This window comes from Streptomyces sp. KL116D, from assembly GCF_030766975.1.
Lineage (GTDB): Bacteria > Actinomycetota > Actinomycetes > Streptomycetales > Streptomycetaceae > Streptomyces > Streptomyces longispororuber_A.
Genome location: NZ_JASERH010000057.1, coordinates 292,225 through 308,719, shown reverse-complemented (window position 1 = coordinate 308,719; position 16,495 = coordinate 292,225). Strand labels below are relative to the sequence as shown.

The following is a 16,495-nucleotide window of genomic DNA, read 5'->3' as shown; positions in this document are numbered from 1 at the left end:
GCCATTGTAGGAGCGCCCGCCGGCGCGGGAACGCACGGCCGCACGCGGCCGCACGCGGCCGCCCGCCGCCGCACGCGGTCCCGCGCGGCACCGCACGTCCGGCACCGGCACCCCGCACCGGCGCCCGGCACTGGCACATGGCACCCCGGCACAGGTCACCCTGCACACGAATGAACCCGCATGGGGACGTTCTGCGTGTTCCAGGAAACACCTTTCACCGAGGAACACACATGGACATGGACACGTATCAGCAGCCGCCGCCCGTCGGCGCACCGGCGGAGCCCGTCGTGATGGGCCCGGAGTTCAAGGCGGACGCCCACCGGCGGTTCGCGCGGCTGCGGGCCGGGGGACCCGTCCACCCGGCGCAGTTCTTCCCCGGCATCACGGGGTGGATCGTCGTCGACCCGGACGTCGCCAGGGAAGCGCTGACCCACCCGGCACTCCTGAAGGACCCGGCCCCGGCCGCGGCGATGCTCGACGCCGCCGGCTTCCTCGGCCACCGGCGCGGTACCGGCCTCGGCGGCAACATGCTGGAGTCCGACCCGCCCGAGCACACCCGGCTGCGCCGCCTGGTGTCCGCCGCCTTCTCGCCGAAGCGGACCGCCGCGCTGGAACCGCGCATCACGGAGATCGCCCACCGGCTCGTCGACGCGCTGCCGCCCGCCGGGGAGGTGGACCTGGTGGACGCGTTCGCCGCGCCGCTGCCCGTCGCGGTCATCGCGGAGCTGCTCGGCATCCCCGAGGCCGACCGCTCCGACTTCCGGCGCTGGACGACCCTCGCCTTCCAGGTGGGCCACCCCGAGTACGCCGCCGCCGTGGCGAGCCTGCACGGATTCCTGCGGGAACTGGTCGAGGACAAGCGCCGCGCGCCGGGCGACGACCTGCTGTCCGTCCTCGTCGCCGCGCGCGACGAGGACGACGGCCGCCTCTCGGAGGACGAACTGGTCGGCACCGCGGCCCTGCTGGTCATCGCGGGGCACGAGACGACCGTCAACCTCCTCGGCAACTCCGTCCTGGCCCTGCTGCGACACCCCGACCAGCTGAGGCAGTTGCGCGACCACCCGGAGCTGCTGCCCGACGCCGTCGAGGAGTTCCTGCGCTACGACCCGTCCGTGGAGCGCACCACGAACCGGTACGCGGCCGAGGACCTGGAGCTGGGCGGCGTACGGATCCCCCGGGGCGGTGTCGTCGCCGTCGCCCTGTCGTCCGCCGGCCGCGCCCTGCCGCAGGCCGACGACGGCGACCCGGACGCGCTCGACGTCACCCGCCGCGGGGCCCGCCACCTCGCCTTCGGCCACGGCATCCACCACTGTCTGGGCGCCCCGCTGGCCCGCCTGGAGGCCCGCGTCGCCCTGCACACACTCCTCACCCGTGTCCCCGCCCTCGAACTGGCGGTGCCCGCGGCCTCGTTGGAGTGGTTCCCCGCCGGCATGGTGCGGGGCGTGGTGGCCCTTCCGGTGCGCTACCGCACCACGGGCAGGGGGACGTCATGAGCCGCCGCGACCACTCCGCGGTCCGGCTGAGCAAGGAGCAGGAGGCCCTTCAGGACCTGCTCGACCGGGTCAACTGCAACGACCGGCGCGAACCCGACGCCGAACGACGCGAGACGGAGGAGTACACGGCGAAGACCTTGCGTCAGATGGCCGCCACGTATCTCGGCGCGTTCCTCTGAGCCTGCAGTCATTCGACGGATGTGTGAACGAGGTCCGCTCCCCGACGCTGACCGGGTGTTCGCCGCGGCGGACTCGTTCACCACCGGCGAAGGGTGAGAGGTGTGCACATGGCGCACGACATGGAGAAGGCCCCCTGGGGGCGCGGAGCGGCCCGGACGGGGCCGCGCGGGGGCGTGACGGGTGACCGCAACCGACGGATCCGATCCGGCTGCGCCTTACACAAACCGTAGGGCTCCCCCTATGGCCGCGCCTTCGGGCCGTTGGGCATGCTGAGGCCATGTGCATCGACATCGTCGTCGTCGACGACGACCCCGGATTCCGCCGCATCGCCACCCTGCTGCTGCGCGCACGCGGCCTGCGGGTCGTGGCGGAGTCCTGGGACGGTGCCTCGGCCGTGGCCGCGGTGCGTACGCACCGCCCCGACGGGTTGCTGCTCGATCTGCACCTGCCCGACGTGGACGGGCTGAGCGTGGCCCGCAGGCTCACCGAGGAGGACGCGCCGCCGCGGATCGTCCTGACCTCCACCGACAAGTCCCTGTGGTCGCAGGAGGAACTCCGCGGCGCGGGCATCACGTCGTTCGTGGCCAAGGACAAGCTGTTCGACGCCGATCTGCGGGGGCTGTTCGAGCCCGCGGCGAACTGAACCTCCCGGCCCCTGCCGCCCGGCGCGGCGCGGCACCGCCGGCACCCGCCGCCGGCCCGAAGCCGTCCGGCTGAGCCCCCGCTGCGCGTGCGCGACGCGGCAGGTCACCGGCCTGCCGCCGAACCCCTTGTGGGGAAGGCCCTGCACCGGCCCGGGGCAGCCCCGAGCCGGTCCGAGGGAGCACACGACAGACCCTGCTGCGACGCCGTCACAGACTGGCGCTCCACGGACCGGTCCCGGCCGCCGTCGGCCGACATCCGCAGCATCATCCCGCGCGGGCCCCCGCGGACCTCCGCGGGAACCGCCCCACTCACCCGTCCAGGCCGGTCGACCGGCCGTGCCCCAGGAGGCAGCCGTGCCCCAGTCCCACCTCTCCCTCAAGGTCACGCAATGGGTGACCGACGAGCTCGCCCTCGCGCTCGACTGCGACTTCGTGTACGACTCCCACGACCCGCTCGCCGTCACCCTGGACTTCACCACCGACGGGACGCGTTCGGTGCGTTGGGTGTTCTCCCGCAGTCTGCTCGCCGAGGGGATGACCGCCCGTACCGGTGAGGGGGACGTGGCGCTCTGGCCGGTGCACGGCGAGGGCGGCGACCCCGACGCGTTCCAGGTGCTGCTGGGCGGCGCCCGCCGGGCACTCGTCGAGATCGACGCGGCACCCGTCGCCGAGTGGCTCGCCGACACCTACGCGCTGGTGCCGCCCGGCACCGAACTCGACGGCGTGGACTGGGACGCGCTCGTCGCCGAGCTCACCGAATGACCCGCCGCACCGCGCCCCACGGCACCCGGCCCATCGCCGGACGGACGGCCAAGCGCGACGACCCGCCGGGCGGAAGACACCTCGCCGCCGTCGGCAGTGAGATACGTGTCTGAACCCGCGGGTGCCTCGCCCACGTGGAGGGGAGGGGTCCATCGGCCGACGGCACACAGCGGTCGTCGGCCACGAGACGGAAGGCGGGTGCGGTCATGCCCACGGAATGGCAGAAGTCCTTCGAGGTCCGGTGGGACGACGTGGACCTGAACGGTCATCTGCGCAACACGCGGTACCTGGAGTACGCCGCCACGGCCCGGCTCGGGTTCCTCGTCGAGGCGGGGTGGGGGCCGCGGGAGCTGCGGGGCGCGGGCCTCGCCGCCGTCTCGCTCGGTGAGGAAGTGAGCTATCTGCGCGAGGTGTTCCCGCTCGACGCGGTGACGGTCACGTCGCGGATCGCCGGACTGTCCGCGGACCGGGCGCGCTGGCGCTTCGAGCACGTCTTCACCCGGGAGGGCGGGGAGCGGGCGGCCGTCGTCCGCACGCTCGGCGCGTGGGTCGACGTGCAGGCCCGCCGGATCGCCCCGCCGCCGGCCGGCCTGCGGGCCCTCATGGAAGAGGCACGGGCGGCCGACTGCGAGACGATCGGGACCAGGCGCTGACACCGGGGCGGCAGCGGCCGCCCCGGAGAGGGCTTGCGGACGGGCCCGGCGTCAGCGCGGCGGATCGCCGCCGAGCAGATCCGCCGCGGTCACGTCCCAGTCGACGCCCGCGAGCTCCTGACCGGCCGGGACCAGCGTGTAGGTGCGGTCGAGCCACCGCGCCAGCGGGGACACGGGCAGTTCGAACAGCGCGGCCATGTCGCCGCGGGCCAGCCGGAGCCGCGCGGTCCTCCGGCCCGACGTACCCGACGTACCCGACGGCCGGATCCGTACGTCGCCGAGACCGCTCACCGAGTCCAGGCCGCGCCGCAGGAGGTCGCGCCCGATGCGCCACAGGACGGACCGGCCGCCGTCGATGGTCAGCTCCACCGCCACGGTCAGCGGGTCCCCCGGGTCGAACCGGAACTCGGCCCTGATCGCCTGGCGGGCGCGGACGTCCAGGACGCGCTCGATGTCCAGGGCCAGCCGGAGACAGCCGTGCGGCGCCCTCGGGCCGGCCTGCACACCTGGTGGATAGCCGCTCATGACGGATGGATCCTTCCCTGCGGGAGGAAGCTGACGCGCACCACTGTCGTGCTCCGCGGGACGTCGCACATAAGTAAGTTGACCGGCGGGATCGCTCCGTCACGCCAGGTTCAGTCATTCGACTGTCGTCCGGGGGCCGCGCCTGGACGATCCTGAACCGGGCGCCGCCGCGCCGATGCCGGCGCCGGACGATCGTGGTCGACAGGAGCCAACCGTGAAACGTACTCCCGTGGTGTTCATCCATGGCGCGTGGCTGCACGCGCTGTCCTGGGAGCCATGGGTGGAACGCTTCACCGGCCGGGGGTTCCGCGCCGTCGCGCCCGGCTGGCCGGGCGAGGCCGCCACCGTGGGGGAACTGCGGGCGGCGCCGGGCGGACTCGCCGCCCTCGGCCTGGACGACCTCACCGAGCACTACGCGGGCATCGTGCGCTCCTTCGACACCGCGCCGGTCATCGTGGGGCACTCGGTGGGCGGACTCGTGGCCCAGCAGCTCATCACGTCCGACATCGGCCGCGCCGCGGTGGCCATCGCGCCGGTCCCGGTCAACGATGTCCCCGTCAACGACGTCCCCGTCAGCGACGTCCCGGCCGCCGGCGTTCCGCTGCCGCCCCCGGACCGGGGCGCCCCCGGCGAGGGTCTGGTGACGCTGACCCCGGAACAGTTCCACCACTTCGTCGCGAACACCCTGACCGCGGCCGAGGCGGGCCGCCTCCACGAGGCGTTCGCCGTGCCGACGTCGTACCGGCTGCTCACCGACCTCGGCCGGCCGGCCGGGCCGCGCGGTCCCGCGGCCGTGGCCGACGTCGGCCGCTCGGCGCGCGGCCCGCTCCTGCTCGTCTCGGGCCAGGAGGACCGGTTCGTCCCCGACGAGGCCACCCGCGCCGTGTACAAGCTCTACGGCGACACGGCGGCGGTGACCGACCTGAAGCAGTTCGCCAACCGGGCCCACTCGCTCGTCATCGACGACGGCTGGCGGTCCGTCGCCGACCACGTGCTCGGCTGGCTCCACGAGCAGGGCATCCGTGGCGGCCCCGCCGAGCACTGACGCCCGGCGGACCGGCACGGGTCACACGTGCTGGTCCGCCGGCAGCCTCCCCAGGGCGTCGCGCAGCGCGGCCCGCGACGTGATGCCGAGCTTGGGGAACACGCGGTACAGGTGGGAGCTGACCGTGCGCGGCGACAGGTGCATCCGTGCCCCGATCTCCTTGTTGGTGAGGCCGCCGGCCGCGAGGTCCGCGATGCGGCGCTCCTGCCAGGTGAGCTCGGTCAGGTGGGTGGCCCCGCTGGGCGTGGGCGTGCCGGTGGCGCGGAGCTCGGCGAGGGTGCGTTCGGTCCAGGGCGGTGTGCCCAGGCGCTCGAACATCTCGGCGGCGGCGGTCAGCGGGACGCGGGCCGCCTTGCGGTCGTGGGTGTGGCGCAGGTGGATGCCGTGCGCGAGCCGGATACGGGCGAGTTCGAACGGGAAACCGGCCGCGGACGGCAGCGCCTCGGCCCGCCTGAAGTGGCCCTCCGCCTCGCCGGGGTCGGTCGCGGTGAGCGCGAGCGCGCCCTCGGTGACGAGCGCGAGGCGCGGCGACACGGCGGGCAGCCCGGCGTCACGAGCGGCGACGGCGTGCCGGCGGGCCTGTTCGGTGCGGCCGGTGTGGAGGGCCGCTTCGACCAGGTCGAGGAGGGTGCGGGGGGCCTGGTGCGCGTAGGCGGCGAACGTGCCGGGCGGGGTGATGCCGATGGCGTGGAGGTACGCCGCTTCGTAGTCGCCGTCGGCGAGCGCGGCCGTGGTGCCGATGGCGTCGGCGATCTGGGTGAGGAAGCCGACCCCGCGCGGCCGCGCCCAGGCGTCGACGCCGGCCTGGAGCTCGCGCGCGTCGTCGCCGCGGCCGCGCAGGGCGGCAAGCAGTCCCAGGTACGCGCGCGTGTGCTGGGCGAACAGCACGTTGCCGTGGGAGGTGGTGACCTCCAGGTTGCGCTGCCCGGTGCGCTCGGCGTCGTCCCACTCACCGGCCGCCATCTGGTCGAGCATGATGTGGTGCAGCATGGTCATGCCCGTCGACACGGCGCCCGTCTCCACCTCCCGGTCCACGACGCGCTGGAAGCGCGGACGGTACGGGCCGAGCATGTCCACGTGGTAGGCGGCGGCGCCCAGGCGGGTGATGTCCCACGGTTCGTGGTCGCGCAGTTCGGCGAAGGCGCGCTCCACCCGTTCCCGTACGCCGGCGCCCCGCTGGACGACGTCGCCCCACGCGTCCTCGTAGATCCGCGAGTTCGGCGGCACCAGGTCGCCGAGCGAGCCGAGGAGTTCGTGCGTGCGCTGCCAGGCGGCGGCGTCGCCCGTGTACTGGCTGATGGCGAGGAGCAGGTTGACCAGCCGGGTCAGCACGTCGTTCGGTTCGGTCACGCCCGCGTCCCTGGCGGTCTCGATCGCCGCGAGCACCTGGTGGTGCGAGGCCCGTACGTCGCCGTCCTCGTACAGCGCGGCGTAGGCCGACGCGATCACCGCCGCCGGGGACTCGGCGGAGCCGCCCACCGCGTCGTGGTGGACCAACTGCCGTGCCTTGTCGAGGAGTCCGGCGTGCGAGGCGATGAACGCGGCGTCCTCCAGCCGGCGGGCCCGCAGGTCGCGGCCCGGGCTCAGCTCGGCGGCCCGGGTCAGCCAGGCCACGGCCGCCCGCGAGCCGCCGCGCCGGGTCGCGGAGTCCGCGGCGGCCTCCAGGACGGCGGCGACCTCCTCGTCCGGGTCGACGGTCGCCGCCGCCAGGTGCACGGCGTGCCGCTCCAGGTCGTCGCGGTGCACCCCGGCCAGGGCCAGGTGGGCCGCGCGCCGTTCGTTCGGCGTCGACATCTGCACGACGGTCGAGCGCACCAGGGGGTGCCGGAACACGAAGTCGCCGGAGAGCGGATCCAGGTCGAGCAGGCCGCGGGCCGCCGCCTCGTCGACGCCCGTCATGCGGTGGCGGCCGCGGCCGGTCGCCGTCCCCGCCCCGCCGCCGTCCAGGGCGCCGCGCAGCAACTCCCCGCGCACGGCGCCGTCGAGCGCCGCGATGCGGGCGCCGTACACCTGCTGGAGGCGCTGCGGCAGCGGGGTGCCCGTGTAACCGCCGGGCAGCGCCGCTTCGTCGTCCGCCGTCAGGGCGCTGCGCTGCACGTGGGGCGGGAGTTCCAGCAGGGCCAGGGGGTTGCCCTGCGCCTCGGCCAGGACGCGGGCGCGGATCTTCGGCGCGAGGCCCGGGTGGCGCAGGTCGAGGAGGCGCTGCGCGGCCTCGTCCGTGAGCGTGGTCACCGGCAGCCGGGGCAGCGCGGCCGTGTCGAAGCCCGAGGGCACGTCGGAGCGGAGGCCGACGGTGAGGCGCACCGAGCTGCCGGTGAGCCGGCGGCCCACGAAGCCGCACACCTCGGTGCTCGACGTGTCGAGCCACTGGCCGTCGTCGAGGATCAGGAGCAGGGGCTGCTCGGACGCGGCGAGCGACAGCAGGTCGAGGACGGCGATGCCGAGCGTCATGACCGACGGGGGAGTGCCCCCGCTCCGGCCGAAGACCACGTCGAACACCCCGCGCTGGCCCTCGTCCAGCCGGTCGATGCTGGGCAGCAGCGGGTAGAGGAACTGGTGCAGTCCGGCGAACGGCAGCTCCGACTCGGCCTCGACGCCCGCCGCCCTGATCACCCTGTGGTCCTCGTCCCCGGCCAGCCGGGCGACGTGGTCGAGCAGGGCGCTCTTGCCCACGCCCGTCTCGCCCCGCAGGACGAGGGCCTGGGCGCCGGTGCCCCGCACGAAGTCGGACAGCACCTCCTGCTCGTGCTCGCGCCCCACCATCGACCCGTCGAACGACTCCATCGTCCCCCCACATCCTTCCCCGCCGGAGGAGAGCGCCCCGAGATGTGTCGGGGTCACCCGTACTGAATGCGCCAAGCGCCGTGGGTGTGAATACCTCGGCTCGGCACATGTGCCCACGCCGTGTGTCCCCACCCTGCGCAGAAGCCTAGAGGCACCGGCGGGTTTCGTCATTCGGTGTGTCCGAAAAATGCTGCTCGACGTGTGCGGCATGTCTCTCGCTCATGTGTGAACCGTTCCGTCGACTCACACGTGGACCGGGCCCGGCCCGGTCGTCCTCCGCGAACCGTTTCAGGCGGGCGACCCACCGGGTGTTCAGTCGCCGCGCCCACCCGGAGGACACCGGGTGCGCCGACCTGGCGGCCGGCCCGCGGACCACGCTCGCGGTCACCGCGCGGGTGCCGCCCGCGACGGCGGTCAGGCGCCACGCCTGGTACATCTGCACACCTGCGCCGACCCCCGACCAGCCAAGACGCCCGGGCGGCAGGTGCTCGCCCACGTAGACCTCGAACCGCCGCCCGTGGGAGACCACGTCGAAGGCCCGGTCGAGCGGTCCGGCCCGCACCCGGGTGATCCCCGGAGCCCATTCCGGCCACCGCGGCACGTCACCGAGCAGGGCGAACACCGTCGGCGGCGGGGCCTGCACGAGCGCCTCGGCCCGGCAGTAACCGTGGGCCTCGTCCGGTGAGAACCCCGACGGCCAGTGGAAGTCCTGGCCGGTGTCCGGTTCCCCGGCCGCGGCGTCGGGCATGCCGTTCCCCTCTCGCGTCGCCGGTGGATCCGTGCGTTCCGGCGTTCACTGTGACCCGGGGCCGCGTCCCCGGCATACGTCACATGACTGAGCGGTGTCAGTCGTCGCCGCGATCGGCGTCGAGGCCCGCGAGCGCGTCGCGCAGCGCGGCCCGGGAGGTGATGCCCAGCTTGGGATAGATCTGGTAGAGGTGCGTGCCGATCGTCCGGTGGGACAGCAGCAGCCGCTCCGCGATCTGCTTGTTCGTCAGCCCGGTCGCCGCGAGCGTGGCGATCTGCCGCTCCTGCGCGGTCAGCGCGCCGGGCTTGGGCCGCGCGTCGCTCGGCGCGGCCAGGCCGCTCGCCCGCAGCTCGGCCGCCGTACGCGTCAGCCAGGGCCGGGCGCCGAGCCGCTGGAAGGCATCAAGGGCCCGGGTCAGCTGGTCCCTGGCCTCCGCCGTGGCCCGCAGCCGGCGCAGCCGCTCGCCGTGGAAGAGGCGGACTCGCGCGGTGTCGAACGGCCACTGGTCGAGCCCCGGCAGCGACAGCGCGCGCCGGAACAGGGCGAGGGACTCCTCCCCGGTACGGGTCAGCGCCTCGCAGGCCAGCACCAGCAGCTCGAGGCGCGGCGACAGCTCGGCCATCGCGGACGCCCGCACCGCCGCCGCGTGGGCGGCGGCCTCCTCGGCCCGCCCGCTGCGGACCGCCGCCTCCACCAGGTCGAGCGCGCTCCACATGGCGATCGGGACGTACGGGGCCACGGTCCCGGGCGGATTCAGCTCGCACGCCTGCTGGTAGGCGGTCTCGACGTCGCCGGCCCCGAGGGCGGCCAGCGCCCGCGCGTGACAGGCGAAGAACCGGGCGCCGAGCACCCCGCGCGGGGTCGCCCACCGGACGATCTCCTCGGTCAGCGCGTACGCCGTCTCCGCCTCGCCGCGCGAAGCGGCCACGACCGCCTCCATGTACTGGAAGTACCAGGCGTAGAAGCGGTAGTCGTGGCTCTCGCACAGACCGAGCCCCTCGGCGGCCAGCCGCGCCACGTCGTCCCAGCGGCCGAGGTGGATGTAGTCCAGGCCCAGGTGCATCAGGGCGCCCAGGTAGCGGCGTACGGGCGCGGTGCCGGCCCGGCCCTGCTCGATCAGCCGGCGCGTCGCCCACCGGAAGTCCCCGAGCCGGTCGGGGAAGACCGAGGCGGTGCCGACGCGCACCACGAGCGTGGGGTCGTCCCCGACCGCGGCGATCAGCTCCGCCAGCCGGGGCAGCGCCTCGGGGCCGGTGCGCGCCGGGTCGCCGAAGGTCCGGGTGGCGACCCACAGCAGGTCGGGCGGCGCGGGCGTCAGCCGGTCCACGAACGCGAACAGCGGCCGCCACAGCGCGGGTTCACCCGCGTACCAGCACAGCAGCACCAGCAGGTGCAGCGCCTCGACGAGCGCGGGGTCCGAGGCGTCGAAGCCGTGGTCGCCCGCCTCGATCGCGCCGACGAGCAGCCGGTACGCGGTGGCGATGTCGCCGTCCGTGTTGAGGAGCAGGAACGCGGCCGCGGCCGCCGCGTGCAGCGACTGCTGCCCGGTGTCGGGATGCACCAGCCGCGCCCCCGCCAACAGGCGTGAGGCGTCCGCCAGTTCACCGCTGGAGTCCACCCCGACGTAGGCGGCCTCGGCGAGCCGGCGGCTCTCGTCGGCCGGGCCCGGGCTGAGCCCCGCGGCCCGGGTCAGCGCGGTGACCGCGCCGAGGGCGTCGCCGCGCCGCAGCCGGCGGCGCGCGGTCTCCTCCAGCAGGGCCGCCACCGTCTCGTCCGGTCCGGTCGCGGCCTCTCCCAGGTGCCAGGCGCGGCGCTCCAGCTGGTCGCCGAGCACGGCGGCGAGCGCGCGGTGGGCCCGGCGGCGCTCCGCCGCGGTCGCCAGCTCCACCACCGCGGAGCCGATCAGCGGGTGCCGGAAGGCGAGGCGCCGGTTGCCCGCCGACACCGACACCAGCCGGCCCCGTTCCGCGGGCGCGAGGTCGTCGGCCCCGGCCCGGCCCGCCGCGGCCGCCTCGATCGCGGCCAGGTCGCCCGTACCGTCGAGCGCGGCGAGCAGCAGCAACTCCCGGCTGCTCGGCGGCAGTTCGGCCACCCGCGAGGCGAACAGGGACTGCAGGCGCTCGGTCAGCGGCAGCACCGTGGGCAGTGCCGCCAGGGTCGCGCGCTGCTCGCTGGAGAGCGCCACCGGCAGCTCCATCAGCGCCAGCGGGTTGCCGTGCGCCTCGGCGACGATCCGGCGCCGCACCGCGGGGGAGACGTCCGGATGGGCCAGGGCGAGCAACTCGGCGGACGCCGCGCCGTCCAGCGGCCCCAGCCGGTGCTCGGTCAGGCCGCCGGCCTCGAAGAAGCTGTCGGAGCCCGTACGGGAGGCGGCCAGGAAACCGATCCGGCTGCCGACCAGGCGCCGGGCCACGAAACCGAGCACCGAATTGGTCGCCCGGTCCAGCCACGGCAGATCGTCCACGACGACGAGCAACGGTGTCTCGGCGGCCAGCAGCCGCACCAGCAGCAGCACGGCGGTGGAGGTCAGCAGCCGGTCGGGAGGAGGCCCGCTCCCGATGCCGACGGCGACGCGCAGGGCGTCGCGATGCGGATTGTCCAGGCGGCCGAACTCGTCGAAGAGCGGCACGAGCAGCTGGTTGAGCCCCGCGTAGCTGATGTCCGCCTCGAACTGCACACCGGCCGCCCGCAGCACCCGGACGCCGCGCCGCGCGGCGTCCCGCGCCACCGCGTCGAGGACCGCGCTCTTGCCCACGCCCGCCTCGCCGGACAGCAGCAGCGCCGCGCCCTGGACGTCGGCGTTGCCGAGGAAGGACCGGATGTACGCAAGGTCCTCGACCCGGCCGACCAGCCGCGGTGACGCCGGGCGGACCACGGGGTCCGGACGATCCGTCACGCTGCCTCCCACGGCCGGCCGAGGCGGGTCCGACGCGGCGCGTGGACCCGGCCGCGCCCGCTCCCGGTCCCGTGCGGCCCCTGCATGCACCGGAGTGTAGAGGACGCTCCCGCCAGGCCTTCTTCTCCGGTCCGTCCGGCCGGCGGCCGGCGCGTTCCGGGCCGCCACGGTCCGTCCCGCACCGACATGCCGCACCGTCACGCCCCACCGTCAAGTGACGGATGTGCGCCATTTGTTCACTGGGCCAGGCTGAGGAGACGGGCCCTGTGAACCGGGGGCCCGCGAACCGGGGGCCCGCGGGCGGCAGGCCCGACACAGAGAAGAGGACCCGACGTGACACCGGTCGAGCAGCAGCGTTCGCTCAAGAGCAGCAACCCGATCCTGTCCCGGCCGCAGTTCACGCGGCGGGGCGGGCGGAAGACGGCGGCCCGTGACCCGCGTGCCGGGATCGCCGTCGTACGGGACCGGATCGGAGCGGGCCAGGACCCGGACCGGGGCGGGCCCGACCCGTCCGCCGTGCCGCCCGTCCTCGTCGGCGACCTGCTGACCATGGACGACGTGCTGCCCCGTGCCGCGGCGGCACTCGGCACCTGCGGCCTCGCGGCCGTCCTGTCCTGGACCGTGTTCCCGATCGCCGCACTCCCCACGGCCGTGTCGTACGGCGTCGCCGCGGGCGCGGGAGCGGGCGCCGCGGCGCTGGTGGTGCTCCAGCGGCGCAGGGCCCGCCCGTCGGTCTGGCGGTCCCTGCTGTTCGCGGCGCTCCAGGGGGTGTTCCTCGGCGTGCTCTCCAGCACGGTCTCCAGCCACCTCTCGCCCGGCGTCCTCGTGCAGACCGTGCTCGCGACCCTGGCGACCTCCGCCGGCGCGCTCTTCGCGCGGGCCCTGCGCTGGATACGGGCGACCCACCGGGGCTACGGACACGCCGGATCGGCGCTGCTCGGCCTCGTCGTCCTCGTCTGGGCCGACTGGTTCCTCGTCGCCCTCGTCGGAGCGGAACGCCTGGGCCTGCGCCCCTTCGGCCTGGGCGCGGTCATGGGGCTCCTGGGCATCGCCCTGACGGTGTCCTTCCTCCCCCTGCACTTCAAGCAGGTCGAGGAGGGCATCACCCACGGCACACCCCGCGACCAGGCCTGGCCGGCCGCGTTCGGCCTGACCCTGACCCTGACGTGGCTGTACGTGGAGACCGTACGGCTGCTCACGCTCTACCCGGCCGACGACGCCCACTGACCCTCACCTCTGCGGCGTTGACGGAGGGAAGGGGTGAGCGGCGGAGCCGGGACGGTGCTCACCGTCCCGGCCCCGGGCGGGGTCAGAGCACCGCGTGCTCGGCGGCTCCCGGGAAGTCCGTGCTGTACGCCAGCTCGCTGCCGGCCTCGAACTCGGCCTTCAGCAGGTCGAGCTTGACGCCGATCCGCCGCTGCGCGTCACTGCCGAGCACGACCCAGTGGGGCGGCTGCGCGGCGGTCACGGCCTGCTGGATCGCCACCGCGGCGCGCGCCGGGTCACCGGGGAACATCTCCGGCGTCAGGCTGCCCATCATGGCGCGGAAGCCGCCGGCCGTGGCCGCGTAGTCCTCGATGGCGTCGCCGGACGCCCGCGTCCGGTTCTCGATGCCGGTGCGGAAGGAACCCGGCTGAATGATCATCGCGCGCAGGCCGATGGGCTCGATCTCCTGCCACAGGGCCTCGGTGAAGCCCTCCAGCGCGAACTTGCTCGCCGAGTAGTAGCCGTTCGCCGGCAGGCTCGCGAGACCGTCCATGGACGAGACGTTGACGACGGTGCCGCTGCGGCGGGCCCGCATGCCGGGCAGCACCGCGCGGGTGAGGGCCACCGCGCCGAAGAAGTTCACCTCGAACAGCCGGCGGTAGTCGCTCTCCCGCTGTTCCTCCAGGGCGCCGATGAAGTCGATCGCGGCGTTGTTGACCAGGACGTCGATGCCGCCGAACCGCTCCTCCGCGGCGCGCACCGCGGCCTCGCGGTCCGCGGGGTCGGTGACGTCGAGCTTCACGGCGAGCGCGGTCTGCGGGTGGCGCGCGGCCAGTTCGGTGGTGGCCTGCGTCGAGCTGGCGGTCGCCACCACCTGCTCGCCCTGGTCCAGCAGGTGTTCGGCGAGGGCCTTGCCGAGGCCACTGGACGCGCCGGTGATGAGCCAGGTCTTGCGGGACATAGGGGTCTCCTTTGAACGGGTTCGAGCGAGGGGTGAGTGTGGTTACGGGGGAGGGGGGTTACGGGGGGAGGGCGGTTACGCAGGAAGGCGGTTACGCCGGGAAGGGGCTACGCCGGGAAGTCGGCCGCGCCGCTGGCCTCCGCCCACTTCCGCGTCTCCGCGGCACGGGCGTCGCCGGCCTCCAGGGCCATGGCCACGGCCTGGGCGCCGAGCAGGAGCCGTCGCGGCGGGTCGTCGTGGCGTGCGACGTCGAGGAGGACCTGGGCGGCGCGGACCGGATCGCCGGGCTGGGTGGCGCTGTTCGCCGCCCGGTAGGCGTTCATGGCGCCGACGGTCTCCTCGTAGTCGGACCCCACGGCGTGCAGTTCCATCGAGGAGCCCTGCCAGTCCGTGCGGAACGCGCCCGGTTCCACGATGACGACCCGGACGCCGAACGGCGCGACCTCGGTGGCCAGGACCTCGGAGAAGCCCTCCACCGCGAACTTCGCGCTCTGGTAGGCGCCCATGCCCGCCGTGCCGCCCACCCGGCCACCGAGCGAGGAGAACTGCAGGAACGTCCCCGAGCGCTGTGCGCGCAGCACCGGCAGGGCGGCCCGGGTGACGTTCACGACGCCGAAGAAGTTCGCCTCGAACTGGGCCCGGAAGTCGTCCTCGGCCATCTCCTCGATGGGGGCGCTGTTGGCGTATCCGGCATTGTTCACGACGACGTCCAGACCGCCGAAGGCGTCCACGGCGACCTGCACCGCACGCTGTGCGGCGGCGGGGTCGGTGACGTCGAGGGCGACGGTGCGCACCCGGTCCCCGTGGCACGAGACCAGGTCGGCGAGCTGCTCCGGGCGGCGCGCCGTCGCCACCAGCCGGTCACCGCCCTCCAGTACGGCCTCCGCCAGGGCGCGCCCGAACCCCCGGGAGGCGCCGGTGATCAACCACGTACGAGTCATGCTGAATCCTTCGTCGATGCCGGACGACGAAGCGCCGCACATGTGTGAGCGGGGCGTCCGGTGCAGTGACTTCACTGTCGCCGTGAACGCGGGGCGGCGCCTCCGTCGTTCTACTGCCGACCACACCGGGCCCATATGCTGACGAAAGCGCCGGAGCCACGCGGACTGAGTCATACGTATGCCGACCGGCCTCGGACGTCCGGCTCGGCGGGGAGGATCGCGCCGCGCGCCACGGTTCGTAACGCGCCCGGTCGCACGTTCCGAACATTGTCGAGGTCACGTCACCGACTGGTGCGGCTTCCGCACAGGGCTGGGCCAGGACCGCGGACCTTGCCATCGTGAGGTCGCACCAGGAGCCGCAGACGGCGACTGGGGGACGTCCAGTACGTCGCGTCCCGGTTGGCCCACCAGGGCCGGCGAGCCATGACACACGGGAATTCGGGGGAATCATGTCTCTTCGCAGCAAGCTCACTCGCCGCGCGCAGATCACTCTCATCGGCGTCGCCGCCGGCGGTGTCGCTGCCGCCGCGATCGCCGTCGTCCCGTCGATCGCCGACAGCGACTCCGCACAGCCGGCGGCCGCGACCGCCCGGCAGGGCACCGACTACGGGCCCGAGCCCGAGGCCGACAGCAAGCTCGTCACCCAGACCAGTGAGCTGACGTCCATGGCCACGGCCAGTCTCTCGCGCGACACGATGATCAACCGGGCCCGCACCTGGCTCACCGCCAACAACGGCGGCCCGGTGCCCTACAGCATGGAGCGCAACTGGAAGGACGGCTACCGCCAGGACTGTTCCGGCTACGTCTCCATGGCACTCGGACTGGGCAAGCCGGGCCTGAACACCGTCGGCCTCGCCGACTCCCGCAACGGAGTCACCAAGCGGCTCAGCAGCGTGAGCCAGCTCCTCAAGGGCGACCTGCTGATCGACTACAGCACGAGCGACGGCGACTTCCGCCACGTGGTGATCTTCGAGAAGTGGGCCAACGCCTCGCACAGCGCCTACTGGGCGTACGAGCAGCGCGGCACGTACGGCACGACGCACCGCCAGCTCAAGTACGGGATCGGCAGCGACAATTACGACCCCTTCCGCCCGGTCAAGCTCAGCGGTGGCGGCACCGGTGGCGGTGGCGGCGGGCAGGTCCCGGCGCCGAGCGCCTCCTGGCCGATCCTGAAGAGCGGCTCCAAGGGCGCGGACGTGCGCTCCGCCCAGCAACTGCTGTCCGCGCAGGGCTACTCGCTCACGGCGGACGGCAGCTTCGGTCCCAACACCCGTGCCGCGGTCCTCAAGTTCCAGAAGTCCCGGTCCCTGGCCGCCGACGGCGTCATCGGCCCCAACACCTGGTCCAAGCTGGTGAAGACGGTCAAGTCCGGCTCCTCCGGCGGGGCGGTGAAGGCGGCGCAGACGCAGCTCAACGTGTACGGCTACGGCCTCAAGGTCGACGGCGCGTTCGGCGCGAACACCAAGTCGGCGACGATTGCCTTCCAGAAGAAGCACGGCCTCCAGGTCGACGGCGTCGTCGGCCCGCAGACCTGGCGCGCCCTGCTGGGCACCCGCTGACCCGGACGACGGTCCCGGCGACCGAACGACGGCGCTCCTTCCCCCGCGTACCGACTGGTGGGGAAGGAGCGCCGTCGTCGTCATCTGCGGCGGGGAAC

Annotated in this window: 14 protein-coding genes; 8 read left to right on the top strand and 6 right to left on the bottom strand. The window is 74.1% G+C overall.

The annotated features are described in order from the left end of the window. Positions 1–236: 236 nt before the first annotated feature. From RBJ77_RS23605 to RBJ77_RS23585, 5 genes are all read left to right on the top strand, one after another. Positions 237–1,493, top strand: coding sequence for a cytochrome P450 (locus tag RBJ77_RS23605; RefSeq protein ID WP_372346892.1), 1,257 nt, complete (start codon positions 237–239; stop codon positions 1,491–1,493). Beyond that, positions 1,490–1,672 carry a hypothetical protein gene (locus RBJ77_RS23600; RefSeq protein ID WP_372346834.1) on the top strand — a complete coding sequence of 61 codons (183 nt, stop codon included), beginning with the start codon at positions 1,490–1,492 and terminating at the stop codon, positions 1,670–1,672. Before RBJ77_RS23605 ends, RBJ77_RS23600 begins: the two co-directional genes overlap by 4 nt. 278 nt (positions 1,673–1,950) lie before the next feature. Continuing rightward, on the top strand, positions 1,951–2,316 hold the full coding sequence (locus RBJ77_RS23595; RefSeq protein WP_372346833.1) for a response regulator transcription factor: 366 nt from the start codon (positions 1,951–1,953) through the stop codon (positions 2,314–2,316). Positions 2,317–2,671: 355 nt separating this feature from the next. Beyond that, positions 2,672–3,079 carry an SsgA family sporulation/cell division regulator gene (locus tag RBJ77_RS23590; RefSeq protein ID WP_372346832.1) on the top strand — a complete coding sequence of 136 codons (408 nt, stop codon included), beginning with the start codon at positions 2,672–2,674 and terminating at the stop codon, positions 3,077–3,079. 206 nt (positions 3,080–3,285) lie between these two features. Further along, complete coding sequence (locus tag RBJ77_RS23585) at positions 3,286–3,732, top strand: acyl-CoA thioesterase (RefSeq protein WP_372346831.1); 447 nt, start codon at positions 3,286–3,288, stop codon at positions 3,730–3,732. Positions 3,733–3,783: 51 nt separating this feature from the next. Here RBJ77_RS23585 and RBJ77_RS23580 read toward each other — a convergent pair whose 3' ends face one another. Next, the gene (locus RBJ77_RS23580; RefSeq protein ID WP_372346830.1) at positions 3,784–4,257 is read right to left on the bottom strand and encodes an SsgA family sporulation/cell division regulator; all 474 of its coding nucleotides are present in this window, start codon (positions 4,255–4,257) and stop codon (positions 3,784–3,786) included. A 214-nt stretch (positions 4,258–4,471) separates the two neighbouring features. Between RBJ77_RS23580 and RBJ77_RS23575 the strand changes: the two genes are divergently transcribed. Next, positions 4,472–5,302 carry an alpha/beta hydrolase gene (locus RBJ77_RS23575; protein WP_372346829.1) on the top strand — a complete coding sequence of 277 codons (831 nt, stop codon included), beginning with the start codon at positions 4,472–4,474 and terminating at the stop codon, positions 5,300–5,302. A 21-nt stretch (positions 5,303–5,323) separates the two neighbouring features. Here RBJ77_RS23575 and RBJ77_RS23570 read toward each other — a convergent pair whose 3' ends face one another. From RBJ77_RS23570 to RBJ77_RS23560, 3 genes are all read right to left on the bottom strand, one after another. After that, a complete protein-coding gene (locus tag RBJ77_RS23570) occupies positions 5,324–8,086 on the bottom strand; it encodes an AAA family ATPase (protein ID WP_372346828.1) in 2,763 nt (920 codons plus the stop codon). Between the two features lie 145 nt (positions 8,087–8,231). Beyond that, positions 8,232–8,834 carry an SRPBCC family protein gene (locus RBJ77_RS23565; protein WP_372346827.1) on the bottom strand — a complete coding sequence of 201 codons (603 nt, stop codon included), beginning with the start codon at positions 8,832–8,834 and terminating at the stop codon, positions 8,232–8,234. A gap of 97 nt (positions 8,835–8,931) precedes the next feature. Beyond that, positions 8,932–11,730 carry an AAA family ATPase gene (locus RBJ77_RS23560; protein ID WP_372346826.1) on the bottom strand — a complete coding sequence of 933 codons (2,799 nt, stop codon included), beginning with the start codon at positions 11,728–11,730 and terminating at the stop codon, positions 8,932–8,934. A gap of 333 nt (positions 11,731–12,063) precedes the next feature. Here RBJ77_RS23560 and RBJ77_RS23555 point away from each other — a divergent pair, with 333 nt between their 5' ends. After that, a complete protein-coding gene (locus RBJ77_RS23555) occupies positions 12,064–12,957 on the top strand; it encodes a Bax inhibitor-1/YccA family protein (protein WP_372346825.1) in 894 nt (297 codons plus the stop codon). A gap of 82 nt (positions 12,958–13,039) precedes the next feature. On the opposite strand, the gene RBJ77_RS23550 is transcribed toward RBJ77_RS23555, so the two are convergent. Continuing rightward, complete coding sequence (locus RBJ77_RS23550; RefSeq protein WP_372346824.1) at positions 13,040–13,897, bottom strand: oxidoreductase; 858 nt, start codon at positions 13,895–13,897, stop codon at positions 13,040–13,042. A gap of 107 nt (positions 13,898–14,004) precedes the next feature. Then, complete coding sequence (locus RBJ77_RS23545; RefSeq protein WP_372346823.1) at positions 14,005–14,838, bottom strand: oxidoreductase; 834 nt, start codon at positions 14,836–14,838, stop codon at positions 14,005–14,007. Between the two features lie 449 nt (positions 14,839–15,287). Here RBJ77_RS23545 and RBJ77_RS23540 point away from each other — a divergent pair, with 449 nt between their 5' ends. Beyond that, positions 15,288–16,397, top strand: a complete 1,110-nt coding sequence (locus RBJ77_RS23540; protein WP_372346822.1) for a peptidoglycan-binding protein — start codon at positions 15,288–15,290, stop codon at positions 16,395–16,397. Positions 16,398–16,495 lie beyond the last annotated feature (98 nt).

What these genes read in the sequence shown, in the direction of transcription:
- RBJ77_RS23545 (WP_372346823.1), bottom strand. Translation starts at nt 14,838, where the DNA reads ATGACTCGTACGTGGTTGATCACCGGCGCCTCCCGGGGGTTCGGGCGC.
- RBJ77_RS23605 (WP_372346892.1), top strand. Translation starts at nt 237, where the DNA reads ATGGACACGTATCAGCAGCCGCCGCCCGTCGGCGCACCGGCGGAGCCC.
- RBJ77_RS23585 (WP_372346831.1), top strand. Translation starts at nt 3,286, where the DNA reads ATGCCCACGGAATGGCAGAAGTCCTTCGAGGTCCGGTGGGACGACGTG.
- RBJ77_RS23580 (WP_372346830.1), bottom strand. Translation starts at nt 4,257, where the DNA reads ATGAGCGGCTATCCACCAGGTGTGCAGGCCGGCCCGAGGGCGCCGCAC.
- RBJ77_RS23570 (WP_372346828.1), bottom strand. Translation starts at nt 8,086, where the DNA reads ATGGAGTCGTTCGACGGGTCGATGGTGGGGCGCGAGCACGAGCAGGAG.
- RBJ77_RS23550 (WP_372346824.1), bottom strand. Translation starts at nt 13,897, where the DNA reads ATGTCCCGCAAGACCTGGCTCATCACCGGCGCGTCCAGTGGCCTCGGC.
- RBJ77_RS23600 (WP_372346834.1), top strand. Translation starts at nt 1,490, where the DNA reads ATGAGCCGCCGCGACCACTCCGCGGTCCGGCTGAGCAAGGAGCAGGAG.
- RBJ77_RS23595 (WP_372346833.1), top strand. Translation starts at nt 1,951, where the DNA reads ATGTGCATCGACATCGTCGTCGTCGACGACGACCCCGGATTCCGCCGC.
- RBJ77_RS23565 (WP_372346827.1), bottom strand. Translation starts at nt 8,834, where the DNA reads ATGCCCGACGCCGCGGCCGGGGAACCGGACACCGGCCAGGACTTCCAC.
- RBJ77_RS23540 (WP_372346822.1), top strand. Translation starts at nt 15,288, where the DNA reads ATGTCTCTTCGCAGCAAGCTCACTCGCCGCGCGCAGATCACTCTCATC.